The sequence below is a fragment of the Thermoleptolyngbya sp. PKUAC-SCTB121 genome, from assembly GCF_016919485.1.
Taxonomy (GTDB): Bacteria; Cyanobacteriota; Cyanobacteriia; order Elainellales; family Elainellaceae; genus Thermoleptolyngbya; species Thermoleptolyngbya sichuanensis.
Genome location: NZ_CP070366.1, coordinates 4735283 through 4754587 on the forward strand (window position 1 = coordinate 4735283; position 19305 = coordinate 4754587).

Genomic DNA, 19305 nt, shown 5'->3' on the forward strand with positions numbered 1-19305 from the left:
CGCGAAAACAGTGCGAAGGGTGAGAATGGGAGGGTAGCCCCAGGGATGACTCACCAGGACACCTGAAGACCAAAAGCGATTGGAAGCTTGTACAGCAGAGATCGCCGAGATTTTGTATCGCAATAGCAACCGAGAGGGGCTCGATAGTCTAGAAGGCATCGAGCAGACTGTACGACGGCAAATGCTAGAGGAGGTGAGCCCTCGAGTTGCCCTTTTTTTGTCAACCAGAAAGCCTACCCCGCCCGAGGCCGGGTTCGCCGATTGAAGAGTTTGGTAGGGGTCCTTGAGATTCGTCAAAGTCAGGCAGAACGGTTAGGCGTAAAGGCTTACAGCCGTCTCAGTGGTGGCCTAGAGAAAGCCAACCTACGCTTAAGTGCCAACGAATCGTTTCAAGATGCAGAGGATGACATCGTAGCCCTGACCGGGATGCGGGTCGGGCACTCGACCCAACAACGTCTGGTGGGGCGTCAGTCGTTCGAGTCTGCCGAGGCTAAACAAGGCGTCAGTGAGGTCAGCATTGATGGCGGCAAAGTCCGTCTGCGTGACCTGCTAGAGTCCGATAGCCCGTGGCGAGACTACAAAGCGGTGCGGGTGGAGGGGATTTATTACAACGCCTTCTTCCAAGACAATGACAGCTTGATTGATTATCTCAGCGCTCAACGCTTGCTCTCCCCACTGGTCTGTCTGGGCGATGGTCACGCTGGGGTGTGGAATCTGTTTGCTCAACTCACCACCGTTGAGACCCGTTGGGAAATCCTCGATTGGTACCATCTCAAAGAAAACCTCTACAAAGTCGGTGGGTCGCTCAAGCGCTTAGCAGCGGCGGAAATGCTGTTATGGCAAGGTCAAGTGGAAGCCGCCAGGGCCCTCTTTGCCGACTGTCGGCGCAAGCAAGCCCGCAATTTTGAAGCCTATCTGAGCACCCATCGCTCTCGCATCGTGAATTATGGGTTCTACCAGGCTGAGCAACTCTGTTCTATTGGATCAGGAGCCGTAGAATCGGCTGTCAAACAGATTGGGCGACGCCTCCAAATTTCGGGTGCTCGCTGGAATACGGCCTCCGTTAATGCCATGTTGAGTCTGCGCTGTGCCTACCTCAATGGACAGCTCGCCAGTTGACTGTTTCATCGAAAGTGGGATGCTCCTATTTCTATGCCTGGCCTCAATGCCAAATAGATCTGCTGCAAGCCCAGCAGTGGAACTAGGTGGACATTGAAAACTTAAAAACTTAATCGAGGAGCTGGATGCGTTGGGCAAGCAGCAGCGCCAGGAGTTACGCAACCGTCTAGGGGTGCTGCTGGGGCATCTTCTTAAGAGCTGCCATCAACCTGAGGCTCGTTCCAAAAGTTGGTCTTACATCATCATAGATATGCGGGAGCGTATCCATGACCACCTGGCTGAAAATCCCAGCTTGAAACCTTACTTACCTGAAGCCATCACCAAAGCATACCAGGATGGATTGAACCTAATAGGGCAAGAAACACCACTCAATCCTAGACAACTCTCTCAATAGCTCCCTCAACTCTGTCCTTTCTCACCCGCTAGGGTCTCGTAGGAAACCCGGCAATCGCGAGAGATCGAATAGGGCCTTGGGCCTCTAGGATGCAGGCATAGGTAACAAAATTCTTGAATTTTTCGTCCAGGGAAAAGCTTGACAAGACGACTTGGCAAAGGTAACTTGAACCTCAGCAAAGGCAGCTAACATCAGATCAAAGTGCAGGCGATTGCAGCTCAGTTGCGTCATCTGCACCTTGGCGGAGACCTGTACCTGCTCGGTCAGGTGAGCGATATCGCTGAACTGGCGATGGTAGATGAGGCTACCTTTACCCTTGACTAGGGGCTTCATGTTAGCGATCAGGCTTAAGATAAGTTTTCAAATTAAACAATCTTAAAGCTAAAGCTCTTGACCTCACTGATCAAAAAGCAGTTTTGGAATACTTCTAGGCTTAACCCCTTCAGATAATCATTCTTACTGAGTGACTCCTCTGTTAGTCAGCTGCCATGCGAACTGATTACCAGCGTTAGGAGAACCCCATGCAGAACCTAACAACCCAGGCGCAAATACTACCCACGACTGGCAGCATCGATACCTCCATTGGGCGGTTGGCCTTTGAAGGGGGATATCCAACTTTTGAGAGCGTCGTCAAACTCTATGACGAACTCGACTTTCAGCGGGCGGTGCAGACCTACCTCTGGGCCATTCCCTTGGTCAGCTTCGCGGCTTGGCAGGAGGCTTACGAGACGGTGTTTGGTCAGCAGGATGGAGATCTGGTGCTGACCACTAGCTTCCGCGATAAACTCGGCCTCCTCACTGCCAATGCCACAACGCCCTACGTCATCGGTTTCCTCAACCTGCAACGGACGGGGCCCTTAGTGATCGATTATCCAAAAGGGCAGACCGCAGGCGGCATTCTGGATTTCTGGCAGCGTCCCATTACTGATATGGGGCTGACGGGGCCTGACCGAGGTACAGGCGGCAAGTACCTTGTGATTGCTGCCGGACAGGAGGTTCCCCAGGACGCCGAGGGCTATTGGGTGGTACAGTCACCGACCAACAATCTCTTCCATGCCTTTCGGGTGCTGTCCACCGAACCTCAGGAAGCCGAGGCGCTAACCGCTAGTTATCAGGTGTACTCCTATGCCCAGCGAGAAAACCCTCGCAAAACGCAGATTATCCCAGCAGCGGACAAACCCTGGAGTGGCTGGCCCGCTAGCAATATGGACTATTGGCGACTGCTGGCTAAAATGCTGAACGAAGAGCCGGTGCATGAGCGCGATCGCATGATGGTAGCCATGCTTAAACCCCTGGGCATTGAAAAGGGTCGGCCCTTCCAGCCCGATGCCCGTCAGCAGAAAATTCTGGAACAGGCGGCGATCGTCGGAGAGGCGACAGCCCGTTGCTTGAGCTATGCCAAGCGCCAGCCGGAAGCACACATCTGGCCCGGTACACAGTGGAAGAACGCAGTGCTACTGGAAGCAAATCAGGAAACGGAAAACCATACGGCTCTGGATGAACGCATAGCCTGGTTCTACGAGGCAGTGACTCTGACTGCCGGGATGACAACTAAGACCCCCGGCATGGGTCAGCAGTACATTGGCATCCAGAAAGACAAGGATGGTGATTGGCTCCAGGGCGACAACAACTACAGTCTGCGCGTTCCGCCCCATGTGCCCGTCAAACAATTCTGGTCAATCACGCTCTACGACACTGAAACCCGTTGTTTTATCGACACCCCACACAATATTGCCGGAGTAGATTCGCGCGGAGATTTAATTCAGAATGCCGATGGTTCCATAGATCTCTATTTTGGTCCCACCGCCCCACTGGGCCAGGAAACCAACTGGGCACCCACGGTACCGGGTCGGGGCTGGTTTGCCTACTTCCGGTTTTATGCGCCAACCGAACCCTACTTCGATCGCACCTGGTCACTTTCAGACATCGAAAAAGTAATCTAATCGAGCAAGGCGTTATGCAAGAGATTATTCAAGTCCTTGCCAACCTCAACACTCTGGTGTTTGTGGTGAGTAGTATGTCCTCTTTGGGGCTGAGTCTGGCGATTCAATAAACCTAGACCGTCAATTGCTAGCTCGGTTCGGGCTGGCGACCAACCATGATTTAACAGCAAACTCAACTAACTGCATATCAGGAGAAACATTCATGGCTCTCAAGGAATACAAATCTGGTACTGCTTTCCCCGGTGTGATTGGTCGCACTGCCGATGTGTCTACCCCCGCCTGGCCCCAGCCCAACCGGGCGAGAGATGGTGCGCCTAACGTGCTGTTCATTGTGCTGGATGACGTCGGCTTTGGCCAACTGGGCTGCTACGGTAGCCCAATCGCCACCCCTAATCTAGATGCCCTAGCGAGCGACGGGCTGCGCTACAACAACATGCACACCACGGCCCTGTGCTCGCCCTCCCGCTCCTGCATGTTGACCGGGCGCAACCACCACTCCAACGGCCTAGCCTGTATTACGGAGGGATCGACGGGCTATCCCGGTTCTAATGGCAACATTCCCTTTGAGAACGGGTTTCTGTCCGAAATTTTGCTGCAAAATGGCTACAACACCTATGCCGTTGGTAAGTGGCACCTGACCCCCGTTGAGCAGTGCAGCGCAGCGGGTCCTTACGATCGCTGGCCCCTAGGTCGCGGCTTTGAGCGCTTTTATGGCTTTTTAGGCGGCGACACCAACCAGTACTATCCTGAACTGGTACGCGACAACAGCCAAACTGAGCCCGAAAAAACGCCAGAAGAAGGCTATCACCTAACAGTAGACCTGGTAGAAAAAGCGAAGCGCATGATCGCAGATGCTAAGCAGGTGGCACCTAACAAGCCCTTCTTTATGTATTTCTGCACCGGAGCCATGCATGCACCGCACCACGTTCCTAAGGAGTGGGCTGATAAGTATAAGGGGCAGTTTGACGATGGTTGGGATGCCTACCGGGAAAAGACCTTTGCCAAGCAAAAAGAAATGGGAATTATTCCCCAAAACACGGTACTTTCCCGCCATGACCCCGATGTGCAGGATTGGAACTCCCTTTCGAATGGCGAACGCAAACTCTATGCCCGCATGATGGAGGTGTTTGCCGGATTTCTAGAGCACACGGATCACTACATTGGCGAATTGATCCAGTTTCTCAAGGATCTGGGGGAATACGAGAACACCCTGATTATGGTGATTTCAGATAATGGAGCCAGTGCCGAGGGTGGCCCGACGGGTTCAGTGAACGAAAATAAGTTTTTTAACAATGTGCCAGAGAACCTGGAGCAAAATCTGGCGGCGATCGATGACATCGGTGGCCCCAAGTTTTTCAACCATTACCCCTGGGGCTGGACTCACGCCGGCAATACGCCTTTCCGTCGCTGGAAGCGGGAAACCTACCGGGGTGGCACCAGCGATCCATTTATTGTGTGCTGGCCCAAAGGTATCAAAGCTAAAGGGGAGATTCGTTCTCAATATGCTCACGTGATCGATATGGTGCCCACCGTCCTCGATGCCCTGGGCATTGAGGCTCCCACGGTGATCAAGGGGGTGACCCAGTCGCCCATTGAGGGCTTTAGTCTGGCCTCATCCTTCGACGATGCCAGCGCCCCTTCTAAACACCTCACTCAGTACTTTGAGATGATGGGGCACCGATCGCTCTATCACGAGGGTTGGCGGGCCGTGTGCCCCTGGCCCGGCACCTCATTTGTAGAAGCGGGTATGGGCTTTGGTGCCCCAATCTCCTACGACAAGCTGGTTGAGCTAGATGCCCACGGTTGGGAACTGTACAACCTGACTGAAGACTTTGCGGAAACCAATAACTTGGCGGAGACCGAGCGCGATCGCCTGATTGCCATGATCGGCATGTGGTATGTGGAAGCCGGCAAATACAACGTTCTGCCAATCGATAGTCGCGGCACTCAGCGATTTATGGAAGAGCGTCCCCAAATCGCCGCCGATCGCAAAAAGTACGTTTACTATCCTGGCACTCAAGTTGTTCCCAGTAACGTTGCTCCCAGGGTGTTGAACTGTGCACACTCAATTTCCGTTGACGCAGTGGTACCAGAAGGGGGTGCCGAAGGGGTGCTTTTTAGTATGGGTGGCAATGACGGGGGCTTTTCGTTTTATGTGCAAAACGGCAAGTTGACCTATGGCTACAACTATGTGACTGAGAGTTATTTCAAGGTGGAGTCATCCCAACCGTTGCCTAGTGGTCGCCACATATTTAGTTTCCAATTTACTCCCACAGGCCCTGTCGATATAGCTCGCGGCAAAGGCACTCCAGCCAACATTGAACTGTTTGTGGATGGACAATTGGTGGGCACAGGCGAGCTGCCGGTGACGATTCCCCTATCGCTGGGGCTGGGTGCCGGTGTTGCTGTTGGAGCTGATCCAGGCTCTCCAACAATGCCTGACTATCAGCCACCTTTCAAGTTTACTGGACAGATCAATAAGGCATTGGTAGATGTCACGGGTGAAGCAGTTGAGAACCTGGAGGAGAAGATGCGAATGTATCTGGCTCGGCAGTAAGGAAAATCTCTCCCCGACACGGAGAGGAGAACTTGTTAACGCCTCCTTCCTGAGGGGGAAGGAGGTGAGGTTAGGTCTGAAATGATCTCAGCCAACTACCACCTAGGTAGATTGGCACTTTCTGAATATTGTGTGACTGATTTGAGTATAGATAATAAGGCCGCAGTTGGAAGAACGACTATGAGGCACTGGTACTTGCTGTACTGCTCTTCCAAGCTACTCCATAGGAGAAAGTAGGACAATCATGCAGCTTTTTCATGGCTTGCGGGGCGTCAAGCAAGCCGACCTACCCACCGAGATTTTGGCCGGGGTGACCCTGGCGGCATTGATGGTTCCGCTCAACATTGGCTATGCCCAAGTGGCGGGGCTACCGGCCACGGCGGGGCTATACTCGGCGATTTTGCCGATGGTTGCCTTTGCTATTTTCTGCACCTCCCGCCAGTTGGTCGCCAGCCCCGATGCGGCTCTGTCGGCGTTGCTCGGGGCCACCCTGGCTGGGCTAGCGGCACCCGATGATCCTCGCTACCTACAACTGGCCTTTGCCATCACCCTGCTTTGCGCCCTGGTCTTTTTTCTGTTTTGGTACTTTAGGCTGGGCTTTTTGGCCAACTTTCTCTCGAAGGCGGTGCTGGCGGGTTTTATTACCGGCCTGGGCATTGAGGTGCTGACCAGCCAGGTCAAAAAGATTATGGGCATCTCCGTAGAGGCGGAGGGCTGGTTTCGCGAAGTCGTTGAGATCATTGGCAAGGTGGTGGAGGCCAACCTCTACACCGTGGTGATCGGGGTGGGCAGCATTGTGATCATTCGGCTGCTAAAGCGGTTCGCCCCCCAGATTCCTGGTGCCTTGGTGGCCCTAGTGATCATGACGGCACTGGTGTCCGGGCTCAACCTCGATCGACAGGGGGTAAGCGTGCTGGGGCAAATTCCTGCTGGGCTGCCCAGCCTAACCTTTCCCCAGGTCACGCTGGGTGATTGGGGTAGCCTGTTGCCTGGAGCCTTGGCCATGTGCGCCATTACCCTGGCGGAGGGGTTACTCTTGGGGCGCAGCTATGCCCAACGGCGGGGCTACCCCATTGATGCCGACCAGGAGATGTTTGCTTTTGGGGCGGCCAACCTGGCCTCAGGGCTAACCGGCGGGTTCACTGCTGGAACTAGTGCCTCCCGTACGGCGGCGATGGATAGCAGCGGCTCCCGCAGCCAGGTGCCCAGCTTGGTGGGGGCGAGCGTGGTGGCGCTGGTGCTGCTGTTTTTTACAAACCAGCTGGCGCTGCTGCCCAATGCGGCTCTGGCGGGCATTGTGGCTAATGCGGTGCTGGGGCTGATAGAGGTGGGTGAACTAAAGACGCTATTTAGGGTGCGGCGATCGGAGTTTTGGGTGGCGATCGCCTGTCTGCTAAGCGTTTTGGTACTCGGGCCGCTGAAGGCGGTAGCGATCGCCTTTTTGCTGTCGATGATTGACCTCCTGGGGCGCGCCTCTAAGCCCCCCACTGCCTTGCTGGCCGGGACTCCGGGCAAAGCCCGCTTTGTCGCCGCCGCCCGCTACCCTGCGGCTACGCGCACCCCTGGGCTTCTGATCTACCGCTTTAGCGCTCCCCTGATTTTCGCCAATGCGGAGTTCTTTAAGACGCAGGTCGCTGACCTAGTCGCCACCGCTGAGCCGCCCGTGCAGTGGTTTGTGCTCGATGCCGAGGCCATCACCGATATCGATGTCACCGGGGCCGAGGCGCTGGAACAGGCGATCGCATCCCTAGAGCAGCGCCAGGTTGGCTTTGCCATGACCCGGGTGAGCCAACCCCTTCGGCAACTACTGACGACCTACGATCTGCTGCCCCATCCAATTTCCCCAGGCCGACTCTATGACACCAATCGCCAGGTCACCGAAGCATTTTTGCAACGGCCCCTGGCCCCAGAGGTGGTGTGACTGGCCATGCTCTGCGTCTCCCATGCCGCCGCCCGATGGCTCTCCCGTTGTCGTAACTTTTCTCCTAGTGTGATCTAGCCCCCTATCGTCGATGAAACCTCTTGAACCCCACACCTCTTGCTGCACCCTGGCCGATATTAAGCCCCTTCGACTCCTTATTTTGCTGGCAAGTGTGGCGGCCTTTGCCGCTAGCCTGCCCCAACAACCCGTCGAAGTGGGAGTGATGACTCCGGTGTATCGCATGGCCCCAAGGCATTTACGGCTGGTAAGGAGATGTTTAGTCCAGAAGAACCCTCCCTTGGCCAGTAATGCTGTGCTTTAGCCCGCAGGTGATCTGCTCTGTGCCACCCAATCCACTACCCATGCGTGAGAAACACGATGCAAGACGTGATTCAAGTTTTGGCCAATCTCAGCACCCTGGTGTTTGTGATCAGCAGCATGCTCTCTCTCGGGCTCAGCCTTACAGTGCCGCAAATTCTCGCCCCCCTCAAGGATGTGGGCCTGGTGCTGCGGATGCTGCTGGCCAACTTTGTGCTGGTGCCCCTGGTCGCCTACCTGCTCAAAACGTTGATTCCCCTGGATGACTCCCTGGCGATCGGGCTGATTTTGCTGGCCACTGCTGCTGGTGCGCCCTTTTTGCCTAAGCTGGCCCAGGCATCCAAAGGCAACGTGCCCCTAAGTGTGGGAATGATGGTGCTGCTGATGGTGGTGACGGTGATCTATGTGCCGGTGGTGCTGCCGCTGCTGCTGCCGGGCGTGCAGGTTAACCCGGCAGAAATAGCCCGATCGCTTGTTATCCTCATGCTGATTCCCCTGGCGATTGGACTATTTGTGAATGCTCGCTACGAGGCGATCGCCCACTCGCTGCAACCCCAGATGTCCCAGGCCTCTAGCACCAGTTTGCTGGCTGTTTTTGTGCTGATGCTGGTGCTGAATGTTGACAGCGTGCTGGGGGCCATTGGCAGCGGCGCAATTTTAGCAGCGGTGCTCTTGATTGCTGCTTCTTTAGCGATGGGCTACGCCTTGGGAGGGAAATCCTTCGAGGTCAAATCTGTTGTTGGCCTCGGCACCGCCCAACGCAACATTGCTGCAGCACTGGTGGTCGCCAACGGCAACTTTGCCGACGACCCCAACGTACTGACCACGATTTTGGTCGGTGCCCTGCTGATGCTGGTCATTCTCATGTTCCTAGCCGGAGAAATTGGCAAACGCAGGCCCAATCTCACAGCCTAGCCCCTTGACCTCCCATAGGGGCCCCTTATCTTTAACAAAGAAGCCCACCAAAACCGTCGTGAAGAGCACCAGCAAGACCACAGCTTTGGCAAGCGCAACAGCGGCAATACCGTCTACAAAACGAGGGAAAAAATGATTGCCATCGGCGATGATTTTTTCATCGAAAATTCGGACGGCGATCGCGTGTTTAAAGTCAACGGCAAAGCCCTGCGCGTGCGAGAAACCCTAATCTTTGAAGATTTCCACGGCAACGAACTGTGCAAGCTCCAAGAACGCCTAGTGCGAGTCAAGGACTCTATGGCCATTGAATCTCCAAAGGGCGACAAACTGGCCATGGTGAAAAAGGCGCTGATTGCTCCCCTGCAGGATCGCTGGGTGGTTAAAATTGGCGATGTCCCCGACCTGGAGGTATAGGGTAATATTTGGGGTCACGCGTACGGCATCGCAGCCGGACGCAACAAACTGGCGGAAGTCTCTAACCGCTGGTTTCGTCTGCGCGATACCGACGGTGTTGAAATCGAACCCGGTCAAAATGATGTGCCAATGCTGACGATTGCCGTTGCCATCGACATAATGGCTCACGAGTCCTAAAAACTGGAGAACATACCATGCCCCCGCTGCCCGAAGCTCTCACTAAACCACCCGGTCGCCCCCCCGCCAAAGACATGGTGTGGATACCGGGCGGCACCTTCACCATGGGATCTGACCACCACTACGCCGAAGAAGCCCCGGCCCACTCCGTCACCGTAGACGGCTTTTGGATGGATAAGTACCTGGTCACCAACGCCCAGTTTCAAAAGTTTGTCAAAGCCACGGGCCACGTCACCTTAGCTGAGCGTCCGGCTAATCCCGACCACTACCCCGGTGCTAAAACCGAGCTACTGCAACCCTCCTCCTGTGTGTTCGTCAAGCCCGATCGCCCCGTAGACAAAGGCAGCCACTACAACTGGTGGGCCTATATTGCTGGAGCCAACTGGCGGCACCCCGAAGGCCCCGGCAGCACCATCAAAGGGCGCGAAAATCATCCTGTAGTGCATGTCGCCTACGAAGATGTCGCTGCCTACGCCCAGTGGATTGGCAAAGATATTCCCACCGAGGCCGAGTGGGAGTTTGCCGCCTGGGGCGGGCGCGAAAACGCCGAGTTTGCCTGGGGCGACGAGCTACACCCCAACGGCAAAATGATGGCCAATACCTGGCAGGGCGAGTTTCCCTGGCAAAACCTGAAGACTGATGGCTACGAAGGCACTTCGCCAGTCGGGGTGTTTCCACCCAACGGCTATGGCCTCTACGACATCATCGGCAACACCTGGGAATGGACCGCCGACTGGTATCAGGAGCACAATCAGATCAAACAAGACGCCTGCTGTGGCGAACGGGTCAACCCGCGCGGCGGCAACCTTGAGGCCAGCTACGACCCGCAGACTCCCGAGATCAAAATTCCCCGCAAGGTGATCAAGGGTGGATCGTTTTTGTGTGCCCCCAGCTACTGCCGCCGCTACCGCCCCCCCGCCCGCATGGCCCAGCCAGTGGATACCTCCACCTGCCATTTGAGCTTTCGGCTGATCGTGCGACCGAGCACACCATGACCCTAGATACCCCCTTTCCCCAACGCGCCCGGCTTACCGCGCCGAAGGCCGCCGCCATTGCGGACATTATGTTTTCGGTGTTATTTATCGCCAGTTTGGTGCTCTTTTTGGTGGCCCTCCCCGCCACCATGGATAGCGCAGCGGTGTTTGATGCCTATCGGCAATCGCTGATTGTGGGGCTAAACCTGATACCCTTTGCAGGCATTGCCTTTCTGTGGTTTATGGGGGTGGTGCGCGATCGCCTAGGCAGCAACGAAGACCAGTTCTTTGCCATAGTGTTTCTTAGCAGTGGGCTGTTATTTATTGCCATGCTGTTTAATTTATTGCCATGCTGTTTACCAGTGCAGCGGTGACCGGCAGCCTGCTAACGCTCTACGCCAACGAGCCTAACCCGCAGATTGCGGCTAGCTACTATGCGATTGGTCGCGCCTTTGCCCATGAGATCATGATTAACTACGCCGTTAGGGTGGCCGGGGTGTTTATGATTTCCACCGCGACTCTGTTTTTGCACACCCAGATAGGACCCTGCTGGATGTCGTTTTTGGGCTATGGCCTGGCGCCAGCCATGCTGTTTCGGGTGAGCTACATTGATCGCTTGGGCTGGGTGGTGCTGTTTTTGCCCCTGTGGATACTGCTGATCAGCGTCTACGTGCTGATCGACAACTATCGCCGCCAGGTAAAGGCTACGCTCTGAGCGTGGCCCCAGGCCCCATTCTAGAATGCTAAAGCTGACGGAGAAATAGACTGGAATCTTTAGAACCCGTGATCAACCAAGTAGCGGGGTTGTTAGCGCTGATTTTGGAGGGCATCTCGGTATTCTGCATTTTGGTAGGTTTGCTGTCTACCCTGCAACTGGCGGCCAAGCAGCGCTGGGGGCGATCGCCGCTGATTCAGCGCACCCCCTGTGATCCAGAATTGTCTCTGTCCAAAGTCAGTCTCAATTTTGACCTGTGGCTGTCGTTAACCTTAGAGTTTCAACTGGGGGCCGACATTGCCCATACCACCGTTGCTCCCTCCCTAGAAGCCCTAGGCAAGCTGGCTCTGCTGGCCGCACAGCTATGAAACCTGGCTGGGCAGAGGGGCGATCGCCACCACAGGCTTACTTTATCTTGCCTATTTTGGATATATCTTCGCAGTGTGGATGTAGCACTTTTGGGATGTGACCTGGAATGCGATCGCGCATCAAGCTGGAACGCCTATCTGAATGCAATTTTACTCGATCTTTCCTGCGCTGATTACAACATCTTCATAGAGTGCAGAAATCGTATCGGTAAAGTTGAGACTTTCTAAATGGAACGTCTCGGTGTCTAGCGTGTAGTATTGCAGCACCCATAGCCCAGCTTCATTGCGACGAAAGCACTCGACCCGCTGGTGGCGCGTGTTGATCAGAACATATTCTTCCAGGCTTTCTAACAGTTGATAATCTGCAAACTTATCGCCCCGATCAAACGCTTCGGTAGAGTCTGATAACACCTCCACAATCAGCCTGGGAAACTGCTTAAAGGTCTCATTTTGCTGATCGCGAGGATCGCAGGTCACCATTACATCGGGATAGTAATAACAATTTCGCGCTTCGATGCGAGCCTTCATATCCGAAATGAAAACCCGACAACCCGTCCCGCGCACGTGCCCCCGTAATAGCGCAAAAATATTTCCTGCAATCGTCACATGGGCATCGTTCGCACCCGCCATAGCATAGATTTCACCATCTCGATACTCGTGCTTGATCGCGCTTTGGGCTTCGAGTTGGAGATATTCCTCAGGGCTGATGAACTGGGGTGAAGCAATCATAGGGCTTGTTCTAGAACGCTGCGGAAGGAGTGTTGGGGGCTACTGCAAGGTAAATGGAGGTTGGCTGGAGGGTTGAGCCTGCGGCTTTGGGACTAGAAGTTTTGGATTAACGAATGCTGGCTGCATCGAGTTTCGGCGGAGATGGAGCCGAGCGATCGCCCGCTTTTTTCTTCAGTTTGGCTCAGTTTGGCAAATTTGGACTGAACCCCTGGCTTAATCCTGATGGGCCCAACGCCTAGTAACTAAATTCCACGATGAAACTGGTTGCACCGTCTCGACTGTCAACGCGAATCGTCGCCCCCAACCGCTCCACCAGTTTCTTAACCAGTGCCAGCCCTAGCCCCGTGCCGCCCTGATGCCAAACGTCGTGATCAGGAATGCGGTGAAACTTTTCAAAAATGCGATCGCACTCTGCCGCGGGAATTTCTACTCCTGTGTTGCGAACACAAATCCGCAGCCCATCAGACGTAGACTGTACAGAAAGAGTAATGTACTCTCCAGCGGGGGTGTACTTGCAGGCATTGTTCAGCAATTCGCCGAGAATACGCTCTAAATACGATAAATCGCTGGAAAAAGAGGGAAGCGACTCTTCAATCTGAATCTCTAGCTGCTGCTGCTGATTTCTAGCCCGCTCCACATAGGGTTCTGCAATGTAGGGAATAAAAAACTGGAGCGGAATCATGCTGATATTCAGCGGATCGGTGCCTGCTTCTATGCGGGCCATCTCTAGCAAATTGTTAATTAGCCGAATTTCGCGCTGGCTCTCGTCTTGCAGCACTCGAAAGTAGCGCTTCACGATTCCTGCTTCGTCTGCGAACACACCCAGGGGTTCTAGATGCACCTCCAGCAGTTGGATTGCCATGAGGATATTGGACATGGGCGATCGCATTTCATGAGACACGGTGTTCAGCAGATCGTCCTTGAGCCGATTTAGCTCCTCCAGTTCATGCAGTTGAAGCTGAGCAGCTTGGTAGAGGTGAGACTGGCGGAGGGCGATCGCACAGTGATTGGCCACCTGCTGCACCAGCCGATCCTCCGCCTCGCTGAAGGTTTGCTCAGCCGGACGAAAGAGCCACAAATCGCCAAGAATGCCCTGATCGTCATAAATCGGACGCGCCAAAATCGCCCAATGGCCCGCTCCATATCGAGGGCACTCAGGCAAATAACAGCAAAAGGGGCCAGAGTTCCCCTGCGCGATCGCCGCATACATTGTCGCCGATTCGATGGTTAAATCCTCGACCCTACAACACTGTACAGCCCCATCCTGGTGATACTCATAGTCAATCGTTACCTGCGTTTGCGCCGCATTGTAAAGCCCGGCATTGCACCCCACCAGCGCCAGCCCTGCCCCTAATTCCTGCACTGCCGTTTGCAAAATCTGCGCCTCATCCAGGCTATCACGCACCCGATCCGTAATTCGCTTGAGCAGCGCCTCAAACTCGAGCGCCTGTTCTAGCTGGGCCGTGCGCTGCTGCACCAGATCTTCTAGCCGAGCATTCAGGGCTTCTAGCTCCGTCTGCTTCTGCTCTAGGGCGGCCCGGGTTTGCTCTAGCGCGGCGTTGGCCTGGATTTGAGCTTGCATGGCAGCTTCGGCATCGCGGCGGGCTTGCAGCAGTGCCTCCTCATATTCGCTCCGCTGCTGGATCGGAATCAGAACGCACTCATTTAGCACTTCCCCCTGGCGCTGATGGCGGGTCGCATTCACCAGCATCGGCAGGCTTTCCCCCGTTCTAGAGCGAACTGGAAGATAGATTTCTTCAACCTTGCCTTGCAGCTTGAGCAGCGGAAAAAAATGAGTTTGGTAGAAAATGCGGCTAGCGGTTGGCAGCAAGGCTTCTAGGCGCTGCCCTTTCACCTCGTCCAGACCGCATTGCAGCAGTTCCAGCAGGGTAGCATTCGTCAGGGTGATTGTGCCGTCGTCGGTGAATGCCAGGAAACCGCATGGCGCGGTGTCCAGCAATTCATCTAGATGGCAGGCACACCGTTCGACAGGTGATGCGGTCTGCGGTTCATTCTGCGGTTTATTGTGCGGCTCTGATGACATGAGCGGCGGAAAGATAATCTTGGATTAGCTGGATGGTTTCGTCGGGATGGCTCATGTGGGGACAGTGACCCGTTGCCTGCATGAGCTTGAGGGTGCTGTGGGGGAGATGGCGATGGAGATAGTGGCCGACTTCTGTAGGGGCGATCGCATCTTCGGCACACTGCAAGATCAGCGAAGGTACGGTCATGTCAGCCAGAATCCCCCGATAATCTGATAAAAACGTTGCCTCGGCAAAGCGCCGTGCAATCACTGGGTCTGTTGAGCAAAAGCTCTCTTCCAGTTCCTTTGAGAGTGAGGGACGCTGTTCGTTTTTCATGATAACGGGAGCCAAAAAGCTGGCCCATCCGAGATAATTCTTATCCATCAGATCCATCAATCCCAGAATATCCTCTCGCTCAAAACCGCCACAGTAGTCCGGCGGATCGTTGAGGTAGCAGGGCGACGGCCCCACCAGGATGAGCCGCTCAAACCGCTGGGGGGCTTGCATCGCCGCCAGCATTCCAATCACGCTGCTCACCGAATGCCCTACAAACATGACATTCTGTAGATCCAGCGCTTCACAAATCTCTAAGACATCCTGAGCATAGCCCTCCAAGCGGCTGTAGCGCTCTGGGTCGTAGGCTCGCAAGTCCGACTTGCCCGACCCCACATAGTCAAACAACACAATTTGATAGTCGGCAGCGAAGGCTGGCGTAACGAGTCGCCACATATTTTGGTCGCAGCCAAAGCCGTGGGCAAACAGCATCGGCTGAGTGCCCTGTCCTGAAACAGTGACATTGTTGCGAGTAAGGATGGATTGGGGACGCTGGTGGGAAAGTTGGGGGTCGGCGGGAAAATCGTTTGGTATCAGTTGGTTTGTCTGTTGGTTTGTCATTTTTGAAATGGGTAGCTGAAATGGGTAGTTGAAATTGATAGCTGAAATTGATAGCTGGTGATAGACCGATTCTTTATTCTTTAAGGTCGATTTTCGTAAGCCTAGCAGTGCAGCCTGTATTTATATCAAGTCTTGAGTGATAGAGATTCTAAATCTCTTCGGGCAAATCGCGTCTGAAAAATTTAATAGAGCGAAAGCAATCGGGAACCCTTTCTGCACTCCTCTTCTACACTCCCTAGATTAGGTGCCTATGAGTCCTACTCCGGATCTTCCCCATGCCTCAAATCTCTCTAGCGCCGCCCTCCGGTCTGGTCGGGGGGCGATCGCCCTCCACTCGACAACGCCCCAACAGCAAGCCCTCTACGACCGACTGCAAGCCTTTTCGCTCGACCAGCCCGGCGCAGCGCTCAGCTTTAGCCAGCGCCTTGCTCGCGACAATTGTTGGTCTCTGAACTATACCCAGCGAGTGATTGAGGAATACAAAAAGTTTGCGTTTTTGGCAGTCTGTGCAGGGCATCCCGTCACGCCGTCGGATCAGGTAGACCAGGCATGGCATCAGCATCTCACCTACAGCCGCTCCTACTGGGAGGTGTTTTGTCCACAGGTGCTGCAAATGCCGCTGCACCACGAGCCAACCCAGGGCGGCCAGACCGAACACCACAAATTTAACGACTGGTATCGCAAAACCTTGCAGAGCTACGAAGCCTGGTTTGGGGAAGCACCGCCCCCAGACATCTGGCCCGATCCGAGCCTGCGGTTTGGGCGAGATTTGCAATTCCGCCGGGTCAATGTGCAGCAGCATTGGGTGCTGCCTCGACCAGACTGGGCAGGCCGGTGGGCGGCGATCTGGCAGTCTGGCTGGCGGTCTGGTTGGCAGTTTGTGCAGCAGTCTCCGGTGGTGCTGGGTGGCCTGGTGGTGCTGGCATTGAGTCTAACAAGCTGCGCGGCGATCGCCCCGATTCCCAACCCGCTAGATCTTCGAGGGCCAGAGTTTTTGCAGTTTTATCTCTTCGTGCTGGGCAGCACGCTGCTGGTGGCATGGGCGCTGCGTCGATGGCTCCGACAACCTGGCAACGTGGAGGGACAGTCGCTGCCGACGCTCGATCCCTACGACGTTGCCTATCTGGTGGGTGGGGCAGATCGGGCGATTGATACGGCAATTGTAAGCATGGCGCGATCGCAACTCCCTGCTATCGATGCCCAGGAGGGATTCCTGGTGCCGCTGGTTGCGCCGGAGCCGTCGCAGCACCCGCTAGAGCGGGCGATTCTGGAAAGCATGAATGGCTCAAAAGCCACGGTACAGAGCCTCCGTCGGAATAATGCGCGGGCGACCGAAACCCTGCGATCGCGCCTACAGGCGCTTGGACTGGCTCTGTCGCCCGCCCAGGCTGCCAAAGCGCGACTCTATCCCGTGCTGCTGCTGCTGTTGCCGCTGTTGCTGGGCATTGCCAAGGTGCTGGTCGGCCTTTCGCGGGGGCGGCCCGTTGGGTTTCTGCTGATGATGATTGTGGTGTGGCTGGTTGTTATCGCAATATTCCAACTGCCGCCTCTATCGAGTCGGTATGGCGATCGCGCTTTGCAACAGATCCGAGCGACTCATCAATCCGCCATGACGCTCCGCACCCGCGACCTCAGCGCCGTGCAGCAAACTCAATTTCTGTTCCTCATTGCCCTATCCGGAACCACCGCACTACGCGGCAAAGAGTTTGCCAGCTTACGGGCTGCACTCTCTCCTGTTTCCAGCACCGGAAGTGGCAGTGGATATTTGTCTTCCTGGGGGAGCGATGGCTGGAGTGGTGATGGGGGCGGCGGCGACGGCGGCGGCGGGGGTTGCGGGGGTTGCGGGGGCTGTGGGGGCTGTGGGGGCTGTGGGGGCTAGAAACGAAGAGGAAAGAGAGAAGAGAGAAAAGGGAAGAATCTTTCTTCGGTTTTCGTTCTTTTTTCTTGTTTCTTGGGGAAGAACAGGTTTCCGTTCTTCGTTCTTCCCTCTTCGTTTTTTACATCCGCTCCAAAACTTGAATCCCCAACAGCGATAGCCCCAGCTTGATCGTGCGGGCGGTCAGGTCTGCCAGGAGCAGCCGCGAGGTGCGCTGCGGGTCTTCGGCCTGCAAAATGGGGCAGCGGTCGTAGAACTGATTAAAGGTCTTGCTGAGGTCGAAGAGATATTCGCACAGGCGGTTGGGCAGCAGATCGGCCTCCACTGCGCTCAGCACTTCGTCAAATTGCAGCAGCGACTTGGCCAGGGCAAACTCTGCCTCGTCTTGCAGCACGACCCGGCTATTGTCCCCCAGCGCCTCGAAGTCGATTCCGCCCTTGCGGCTGATGCCCTGCACCCGCACGTAGGCATAGAGCATGTAGGGGGCGGTGTTGCCTTGCAGCGCCAGCATCTTGTCGTAGCTGAAGATGTAGCTGCTGGTGCGGTTCTGGCTGAGGTCGGCGTATTTGATTGCGCCAATGCCGACGACGTTGGCCACATGGACGATGAAGTCCTCGGATTCGGTGCGGTTTTCTTCGGTCAGGCGGGCTTCCAGGTCGGCGCGGGCCCGGGCGATCGCCTCTTCCAGCAAGTCCACCAGCCGCGCCGCTTCGCCAGAGCGACTCTTCAGCTTTTTGCCATCTTCGCCCAAAATATTGCCCAGCGGTGTATGCACAAACTCCGTTTCATCGGTAATCCAGCCCGCCCGCTTGCCCACCTGAAAAATCTGGGCAAAGTGATTGATTTGTTCTGCGCCAACGGGATAGATTACCCGCTGCACCCGGTCTTCTGTCACGCGATAGCGAATCGCCGCTAGATCCGTCGTGGCGTAGTTATAGCCCCCGTCCGACTTTTGCACAATCAGCGGCAGCGGCTTCCCCTCTTTGTTGGTAAAGCCGTCTAAAAACACGCACTTCGCGCCCTGGTCTTCCACCAGCAGCCCCAGCCGATCCAGTTCTGCAATCACATCGGGCAAGAGCGGGTTGTAGAACGATTCGCCCCGCTCCTGAATCTTGGGCGACAGACCCATCAGGTCAAAGATTTTGCGATTCGTGCGATTCGACAAATCGCAGACGACTTTCCAGGCCTGAATCGTTTCTGGATCGCCCGCCTGAAGCTTCACTACCGCCAGCCGCGCGGCTTCCTGAAAGTCCGTGTCTTCGTCAAACCGCTTTTTGGCGGCCCGGTAAAACGTTGCCAGGTCGCCCAGATCGAGTTCGCCGCCCGCCAGCGCGTCGGGATAGGCCTCGCGCAAATAGGCAATCAGCATTCCAAAGGGCGTGCCCCAGTCGCCGATGTGACTTAGCCGCAGCACGTCGTGGCCGAGAAACTCCAGAATTCGCGCCAGGGCATCGCCAATGACGCAGGGACGCAGGTGGCCCACATGCATCTCCTTGGCAATGTTAGGACTGGGGTAATCGACAATCACCCGCTTCGGGTTGGCCACGGGCGCAACGCCCAGGCGCGGGTTTGCCTGAATGGCCTTGAGTTGCGCTTCTAGGTATTCTGGCTTGAGCCGCAGGTTGATGAAGCCGGGCCCGGCTACTTCTGGCGGGTCGCATAGGTCGGATACGTCCAGATGGTCGAGAAGCTGAGAGGCGATCGCCTTCGGAGCCATGCCCAGTCTCTTGGCCAGTCCCATCGCGCCATTCGCCTGATAGTCCCCAAATTTGGGATTGCTGGCAGGCACCAGAACCGGGTCAGCATCAGCCAAGTCCGGCCCAAACGCCGCAACCAGTGCAGCTTCTAATCGGCTTCTCAACAGTGCAAGGGTGGAATTCATGGCGTTTTAGGCAGGCAGAGGAACCGAGCAGCAACCGTACAATAGGAAGAATTCTGGTGAAGCGGCTGACCCCACGTCTCAGAAC

General features: G+C 55.6%; 18 protein-coding genes. 13 read left to right on the top strand and 5 right to left on the bottom strand.

From position 1 onward, the window contains the following. The first annotated feature begins 79 nt into the window (after positions 1–79). Together JTM80_RS19320 and JTM80_RS19325 are read left to right on the top strand one after the other, a co-directional pair. Positions 80–1119 (top strand): ISKra4 family transposase gene (locus JTM80_RS19320; protein ID WP_172355286.1). Its coding sequence is split into 2 segments (ribosomal slippage): positions 80–212 and positions 212–1119, totalling 1041 coding nucleotides; the frame shifts between segments, so codons are not numbered across the junction. Between the two features lie 130 nt (positions 1120–1249). Next, the gene (locus tag JTM80_RS19325) at positions 1250–1513 is read left to right on the top strand and encodes a DUF29 domain-containing protein (RefSeq protein ID WP_255548818.1); all 264 of its coding nucleotides are present in this window, start codon (positions 1250–1252) and stop codon (positions 1511–1513) included. Positions 1514–1597: 84 nt separating this feature from the next. Here JTM80_RS19325 and JTM80_RS19330 read toward each other — a convergent pair whose 3' ends face one another. Beyond that, positions 1598–1846 (bottom strand): hypothetical protein, encoded by a 249-nt coding sequence (locus JTM80_RS19330; protein ID WP_172355284.1) that lies wholly within the window; start codon positions 1844–1846, stop codon positions 1598–1600. 188 nt (positions 1847–2034) lie between these two features. Here JTM80_RS19330 and JTM80_RS19335 point away from each other — a divergent pair, with 188 nt between their 5' ends. The 9 genes from JTM80_RS19335 to JTM80_RS19375 all read left to right on the top strand — a co-directional run bounded on the left by JTM80_RS19335 (position 2035) and on the right by JTM80_RS19375 (position 11815). Continuing rightward, positions 2035–3456, top strand: coding sequence for a DUF1254 domain-containing protein (locus JTM80_RS19335; RefSeq protein ID WP_172355282.1), 1422 nt, complete (start codon positions 2035–2037; stop codon positions 3454–3456). A 202-nt stretch (positions 3457–3658) separates the two neighbouring features. Then, the gene (locus JTM80_RS19340) at positions 3659–6013 is read left to right on the top strand and encodes an arylsulfatase (RefSeq protein ID WP_172355280.1); all 2355 of its coding nucleotides are present in this window, start codon (positions 3659–3661) and stop codon (positions 6011–6013) included. A gap of 244 nt (positions 6014–6257) precedes the next feature. Beyond that, a complete protein-coding gene (locus tag JTM80_RS19345) occupies positions 6258–7934 on the top strand; it encodes a SulP family inorganic anion transporter (protein ID WP_172355278.1) in 1677 nt (558 codons plus the stop codon). Positions 7935–8372: 438 nt separating this feature from the next. Then, positions 8373–9167: a bile acid:sodium symporter family protein gene (locus JTM80_RS19350; RefSeq protein WP_205370112.1), complete on the top strand. Its 795-nt coding sequence runs from the start codon at positions 8373–8375 to the stop codon at positions 9165–9167. A 132-nt stretch (positions 9168–9299) separates the two neighbouring features. Continuing rightward, positions 9300–9581, top strand: coding sequence for an LURP-one-related family protein (locus JTM80_RS19355; RefSeq protein ID WP_205370114.1), 282 nt, complete (start codon positions 9300–9302; stop codon positions 9579–9581). 194 nt (positions 9582–9775) lie between these two features. Next, positions 9776–10753 (top strand): formylglycine-generating enzyme family protein, encoded by a 978-nt coding sequence (locus JTM80_RS19360; RefSeq protein WP_172355274.1) that lies wholly within the window; start codon positions 9776–9778, stop codon positions 10751–10753. Beyond that, entirely contained in the window at positions 10750–11106 is a 357-nt protein-coding gene (locus tag JTM80_RS19365; protein WP_205370116.1) for a hypothetical protein, read from the top strand. Before JTM80_RS19360 ends, JTM80_RS19365 begins: the two co-directional genes overlap by 4 nt. Beyond that, positions 11082–11447 (top strand): hypothetical protein, encoded by a 366-nt coding sequence (locus JTM80_RS19370; protein WP_205370118.1) that lies wholly within the window; start codon positions 11082–11084, stop codon positions 11445–11447. Before JTM80_RS19365 ends, JTM80_RS19370 begins: the two co-directional genes overlap by 25 nt. 68 nt (positions 11448–11515) lie before the next feature. After that, the gene (locus tag JTM80_RS19375) at positions 11516–11815 is read left to right on the top strand and encodes a DUF1622 domain-containing protein (protein WP_205370120.1); all 300 of its coding nucleotides are present in this window, start codon (positions 11516–11518) and stop codon (positions 11813–11815) included. Positions 11816–11965: 150 nt separating this feature from the next. On the opposite strand, the gene JTM80_RS19380 is transcribed toward JTM80_RS19375, so the two are convergent. Further along, complete coding sequence (locus JTM80_RS19380; protein ID WP_205370122.1) at positions 11966–12544, bottom strand: Uma2 family endonuclease; 579 nt, start codon at positions 12542–12544, stop codon at positions 11966–11968. Positions 12545–12657: 113 nt separating this feature from the next. On the opposite strand from JTM80_RS19380, the gene JTM80_RS23230 reads away from it, so the two are divergent. Then, on the top strand, positions 12658–12783 hold the full coding sequence (locus JTM80_RS23230; protein ID WP_255548819.1) for a hypothetical protein: 126 nt from the start codon (positions 12658–12660) through the stop codon (positions 12781–12783). On the opposite strand, the gene JTM80_RS19385 is transcribed toward JTM80_RS23230, so the two are convergent. Both JTM80_RS19385 and JTM80_RS19390 read right to left on the bottom strand, forming a co-directional pair. Then, positions 12780–14588, bottom strand: a complete 1809-nt coding sequence (locus JTM80_RS19385; RefSeq protein WP_205370124.1) for an ATP-binding protein — start codon at positions 14586–14588, stop codon at positions 12780–12782. The two genes, JTM80_RS23230 and JTM80_RS19385, sit on opposite strands and share 4 nt — an antisense overlap. Beyond that, a complete protein-coding gene (locus JTM80_RS19390; RefSeq protein WP_225906885.1) occupies positions 14566–15333 on the bottom strand; it encodes an alpha/beta fold hydrolase in 768 nt (255 codons plus the stop codon). The genes JTM80_RS19385 and JTM80_RS19390 overlap by 23 nt, the downstream gene beginning before the upstream one ends. A gap of 379 nt (positions 15334–15712) precedes the next feature. On the opposite strand from JTM80_RS19390, the gene JTM80_RS19395 reads away from it, so the two are divergent. Then, a complete protein-coding gene (locus JTM80_RS19395; protein WP_205370125.1) occupies positions 15713–17341 on the top strand; it encodes a TIGR04222 domain-containing membrane protein in 1629 nt (542 codons plus the stop codon). Positions 17342–17459: 118 nt separating this feature from the next. Here JTM80_RS19395 and argS read toward each other — a convergent pair whose 3' ends face one another. Continuing rightward, complete coding sequence (gene argS / locus JTM80_RS19400; RefSeq protein ID WP_172355226.1) at positions 17460–19220, bottom strand: arginine--tRNA ligase; 1761 nt, start codon at positions 19218–19220, stop codon at positions 17460–17462. Positions 19221–19305 lie beyond the last annotated feature (85 nt).